This is a genomic window from Piscinibacter sp. (assembly GCF_050175855.1).
Lineage (GTDB): Bacteria > Pseudomonadota > Gammaproteobacteria > Burkholderiales > Burkholderiaceae_C > Piscinibacter.
In genome coordinates this window covers 1-4939 of record NZ_JBFXIO010000383.1, presented here as the reverse complement: position 1 = coordinate 4939, position 4939 = coordinate 1, and the positions used below count along the sequence as shown (strand labels likewise).

The window sequence follows — 4939 nt, the reverse complement described above, 5'->3', positions numbered from 1 at the left end:
GAAGTTGTGCTCGTCGACCTCCTGCGCCTGCGTGTGGTGGCGGATGAAGACGATGTCGATCTTCTCGTAGTGCCGCGTCAGGAACAGGTACAGCAGGATGAAGAAGCGCTTGGCCAGGTCCTTGCGCGCCTCGTCCATCGAGCCGGACACGTCCATCAGGCAGAACATCACCGCCTTGCTCGTGGGCACCGGCACGCGCACGCGGCTGCGGTAGCGCAGGTCGATCGGGTCGAGGTACGGAATGCGCTCGAGCCGCGCGCGCAACTCGGCGATCTCACGCTCCAGGCCCGGGATCTCGTGCGCGAAGGGGTTGGGCTCGGGATGGCGGCGCAGCGCGTCGAGCTTGTCCTCGAGCTCGCGCAGCTCGCGGCGGCTCTCGCTGCCCAGCGCGATGCGCCGGCCGATCGCGCCGCGCATCGAGCGCACCACGTGCAGGTTGTTCGGCGTGCCGTCGCTGGAAAAGCCGGCCCGGTGCGTCTTGAACTCGGGCGTCTCGGCCAGCGTGGTGCGCGCGAGGTTGGGCAGGGCGAGGTCATCGAAGAAGACCTGCATGAACTCTTCCTTGCTGAGGTGGAAGACGAAGTCATCCTCCCCCTCGCCGGAATCGCTGGCCTGCCCGCCGCCGCTGCCGCCGCCACCACCGCCCTTGGGCCGCTCGATGCGGTCGCCGCGCACGTAGTCCTGGTTGCCGGGGTGCACCATTTCGCGCTTGCCGCCCTGGCCGTGGCCGAACACGGGCTCGCTGATGTCGCGGCGGGGGATGTGGATGTCCTCGCCCTTCTCGATGTCGCGGATGCCGCGGCCATCCACCGCGCGCTTGACCGCCTCGCGGATCTGGTCCTTGTGGCGGCGCAGGAAACGCTCGCGGTTGCCGATGGACTTGTTCTTGCCCGCCAGCCGACGATCGATGATCTGCTGCAAGTTGCTTCTCCGGTCGCAGACCCCTCAGATCACGACGACTTCCGGACCCGGAGATACCACTCGCACAGCAGCCGCACCTGCTTGGCCGTGTAGCCCTTGTCCACCATGCGGGTGACGAAGTCCTCGTGCTTCTTCGCCTCGTCGGCGCTGGCCTTGGCGTTGAAGCTGATCACCGGCAGCAGCTCCTCGGTGTTCGAGAACATCTTCTTCTCGATCACCGTGCGCAGCTTCTCGTAACTGGTCCACAGCGGGTTCTTGCCGGCGTTGTTGGCGCGGGCGCGCAGCACGAAATTGACGATCTCGTTGCGGAAGTCCTTCGGGTTGGCGATCCCGGCCGGCTTCTCGATCTTCTCCAGTTCCGCGTTGAGGCTGGCGCGGTCGAACACCTCGCCAGTGTCGGTGTCGCGGTACTCGTGGTCCTGGATCCAGTAGTCGGCGTAGGTGACGTAGCGATCGAAGATGTTCTGGCCGTACTCGCTGTAGCTTTCCAGGTAGGCCGTCTGGATCTCCTTGCCGATGAACTCGGCGTAGCGCGTGGCCAGGTGCTCCTTGATGAAGGAGAGGTACTTCTGCTCCGTCTCGGCCGGGAACTGCTCGCGTTCGATCTGCTGCTCGAGCACGTACATCAGGTGCACCGGGTTCGCAGCGACCTCCGTGCTGTCGAAGTTGAAGACCTTGGAGAGGATCTTGAACGCGAAGCGCGTCGAGATGCCGCTCATGCCTTCGTCCACGCCGGCGTAGTCACGGTACTCCTGGAAACTCTTGGCGCGCGGGTCGGTGTCCTTCAGGTTCTCGCCGTCGTACACCAGCATCTTGGAGTACAGCGACGAGTTCTCCGGTTCCTTCAGCCGCGTCAGCACCGCGAACTGGCTCATCATCTTCAGTGTGCCCGGCGCGCAGGTGGCGTTGGCGAGCGACGAGCCACGCAGCAGCTTCTCGTAGATCTTGCTCTCTTCCGAGACGCGCAGGCAGTACGGCACCTTGACGATGTAGATGCGGTCGAGGAAGGCCTCATTGTTCTTGTTGTTGCGGAACGCCTTCCACTCGCTCTCGTTGCTGTGCGCCAGCACGACGCCGTCGAAGGGGATCGCGCCGAAGCCTTCGGTGCCCTTGAAGTTGCCTTCCTGCGTGGCCGTCAGCAGCGGGTGCAGCACCTTGATCGGCGCCTTGAACATCTCGACGAACTCGAGCAGGCCCTGGTTGGCCAGGCACAGGCCGCCGGAGAAGCTGTAGGCGTCGGGGTCATCTTGCGCGTAGGTCTCGAGCTTGCGGATGTCGACCTTGCCGACCAGGCTGGAGATGTCCTGGTTGTTCTCGTCGCCCGGCTCGGTCTTCGCGATGCCGACCTGCTTGAGCACCGAGGGGTAGCGCTTGACGACCTTGAACTTGCGGATGTCGCCGCCGTACTCCTCCAGACGTTTCACGGCCCAGGGTGACAGGATGCGGTTCAGGTAGCGACGAGGAATGCCATATTCCTTCTCCAGGATCGGCCCGTCCTCGTTCACGTCGAACAGGCCGAGCGGCGACTCGTTCACCGGCGAGCCCTTGATCGCGTAGAAGGGCACCTCCTGCATCAGCTGCTTCAGGCGCTCGGCGATCGAGCTCTTGCCGCCGCCCACCGGCCCGAGCAGGTAGAGGATCTGCTTCTTCTCCTCCAGCCCCTGCGCCGCATGGCGGAAGTAGGAGACGACCTGCTCGATCGAATCCTCCATGCCGTAGAACTCGGCGAAGGCCGGGTAGATCTTGATGATCTTGTTGGCGAAGATGCGCGACAGGCGCGGGTCGTTGCGCGTGTCGATGGTCTGGGGTTCGCCGATCGCCCTGAGCATGCGCTCGGCGGCGGTGGCATAGGCCACCGGGTTGCGCTTGCACTCGGCGAGGTACTCCTCGAGCGAGAGCTCCTCTTCGCGCGTGCGCTCGTATCGCGCCGCAAAGCTGCTGATCACGTCCATGCCGATCTCCTGTGCGTCAGGCCTGCGGCACTCCGGCGTGTTTCCGGGGTGCCGCGAGAGGGGAAGTTCTGATGAAGTCCCATGGGCTCCATCAGAGCTTTCCACGTCGATCGGGCAGATCCTGTCGGTGGTGACGCTTCTAGCTTGCTGCAATTCGCTCCTGCCGTAAACCCGATTAAACCGGGCTTCTCACGGCTGTTTGTCACAAGGGCATCGTCCTCGCGACTTCAGCAAATAACGTGCCTCGAACCCGACCGGTTGATCGGCATCACCCGACTGAGCACACGCTCGTGTGCAAAGTTCCGCAAAGCGACGGCCACGCCGCGGGTAGTCCGCGCGTGCTGTCAGCGCGCGCCGAGGCCGAGCTTGTCGAGCAGGCCGTTGAGCTCGTCGAGCGAGCCGAAGGCGATCGCCACCTCGCCCTGCTCCCCGCGCTTGGTGCGCTTCTTGATGCGGATCTCGACCTTCGCCGTGAGTGCGTCGGAGAGTTCCTCCTCGATGCGCGCCACGTCGCGCGGCTTCTCCTTCGCCACACGCAGCAGCGGCTGCTGGCGCTGGTGCTGCAGCTTGGTGACGAGCTTCTCGGCCTCGCGCACGCTGAGCTTGCGCGCGACCACGTCGCCCGCGGCGAGGATCTGTTGCGCGCCCTCCAGCGGCAGCAGCGCGCGTGCATGACCCATGTCCAGGTCGCCCGCCATCAGCATCTGCTGCACCGGCTCGCTGAGGTTGAGCAGGCGCAAGAGATTGCTCGCGGCGCTGCGCGAGCGGCCGACGGCCTGCGCGGCCTGTTCGTGCGTCAGACCGAATTCATCGGTGAGTCGTTTGAGGCCCTGGGCTTCTTCCAGCGGGTTGAGGTCCTCGCGCTGGATGTTCTCGATGAGCGACATCGCTGCCGCGGCTTCGTCGGGCACGTCCTTGACGAGGACCGGCACCTCGTCGAGCCCGGCGAGCTTCGCGGCGCGCGTGCGCCGCTCGCCGGCAATGATCTCGTAGCGGCCCGATCCGACCGGGCGTACCAGCACCGGCTGCATCACGCCCTGCGCCTTGATGCTCTCGGCCAACTCGTAGAGCGAGCCCTCGTCCATGCGCGTACGCGGCTGGTACTTGCCGGGCTGCAGCACGTCGAGCTTCAGCATCGAAGGCGACGCATCGCCGGCGGGGCGGGGCGTGTCGCTGACCTTGGGGCCGAGCAGCGCTTCCAGCCCGAGCCCGAGGCCCTTGGGTTTCTTGGTGACCATGGGCGGCGATTGTGCGCGATCAGCCGCCACGGCCCGCCAGCCGGGCCAGCAGCGCCAGACCCTCGGGCCAGTCGGCCAGGCCTGATTCGCCGTTGATGTGGCCACGCGCGCCGATCTCGACGAGTCCGGCGGCCCAGTCGGCGGCCATGGCCTGCGCGCGGGGCAAGGCGCAGTAGGGGTCGTCGCTGCTGACCACTGCCAGGCTCGGGAAGGGCAGCCGCTCGCGAACGATCGGGCGCCAGTTGAACAGGTTGGGCGGCATGTCGTCGCGCTCGGTGTCGGGCGGCGCCACCAGCAGCGCACCGGCCACCCGGGGCGCGTGCCGTGTGTGTGCTGCCCAGGCCGCCACCAGCTGGCAGCCCAGGCTGTGCGCCACCAGCAGCGCCGGCTCCGGGAGCTCGAGCAGCACCTCGTCGAGCCGCGCCATCCAGTCGCCACGGCGTGGCCACTCCCAGTCGTCCTGTTCCACGCGGCGGTGGCCGTGCAGCGCCTCCCAACGGCTCTGCCAGTGCTCGGGTCCGGAGTTCAGCCAGCCCGGCAGCAGCAGCACGCTGCGCCCTTGCAGATCAGGGTTTGACTTATCCTTGCCGTTCATCGTTTGGGAAGCTGACATGAAGACCCGTGTGTTCGTCGACGGCCAGGAAGGCACCACCGGACTGCGCATCCACGAGTATCTCGCGCAGCGCGCCGACATCGAGGTGCTGCGCATCGACGCCGACAAGCGCACGGACATCGCCGAACGCGCGCGCCTGCTCAACGCCGCCGACGTCGCCTTCCTGTGCCTGCCCGATGCCGCCTCGCGCGAGGCGGCGGCGATCGTCACCAACC

General features: G+C 66.3%; 4 protein-coding genes and 1 pseudogene. 1 reads left to right on the top strand and 4 read right to left on the bottom strand.

What is annotated here, in order from left to right; all coding sequences use genetic code 11:
* The 4 genes from AB7U92_RS21975 to AB7U92_RS21960 all read right to left on the bottom strand — a co-directional run.
* Window positions 1-921, bottom strand: a 921-nt coding sequence (locus tag AB7U92_RS21975; RefSeq protein ID WP_428582105.1) for a YeaH/YhbH family protein, incomplete at its 3' end; no start/stop codon positions are given.
* A gap of 29 nt (window positions 922-950) precedes the next feature.
* Window positions 951-2873, bottom strand: coding sequence for a PrkA family serine protein kinase (locus tag AB7U92_RS21970; protein ID WP_428582103.1), 1923 nt, complete (start codon window positions 2871-2873; stop codon window positions 951-953).
* Between the two features lie 344 nt (window positions 2874-3217).
* Complete coding sequence (locus AB7U92_RS21965) at window positions 3218-4111, bottom strand: ParB/RepB/Spo0J family partition protein (protein WP_428582101.1); 894 nt, start codon at window positions 4109-4111, stop codon at window positions 3218-3220.
* A 19-nt stretch (window positions 4112-4130) separates the two neighbouring features.
* Window positions 4131-4706: an RBBP9/YdeN family alpha/beta hydrolase gene (locus AB7U92_RS21960; protein WP_428582099.1), complete on the bottom strand. Its 576-nt coding sequence runs from the start codon at window positions 4704-4706 to the stop codon at window positions 4131-4133.
* Window positions 4707-4722: 16 nt separating this feature from the next.
* Between AB7U92_RS21960 and AB7U92_RS21955 the strand changes: the two are divergent.
* Window positions 4723-4939 (top strand): annotated as a pseudogene (locus tag AB7U92_RS21955) (N-acetyl-gamma-glutamyl-phosphate reductase); the annotation flags it as partial.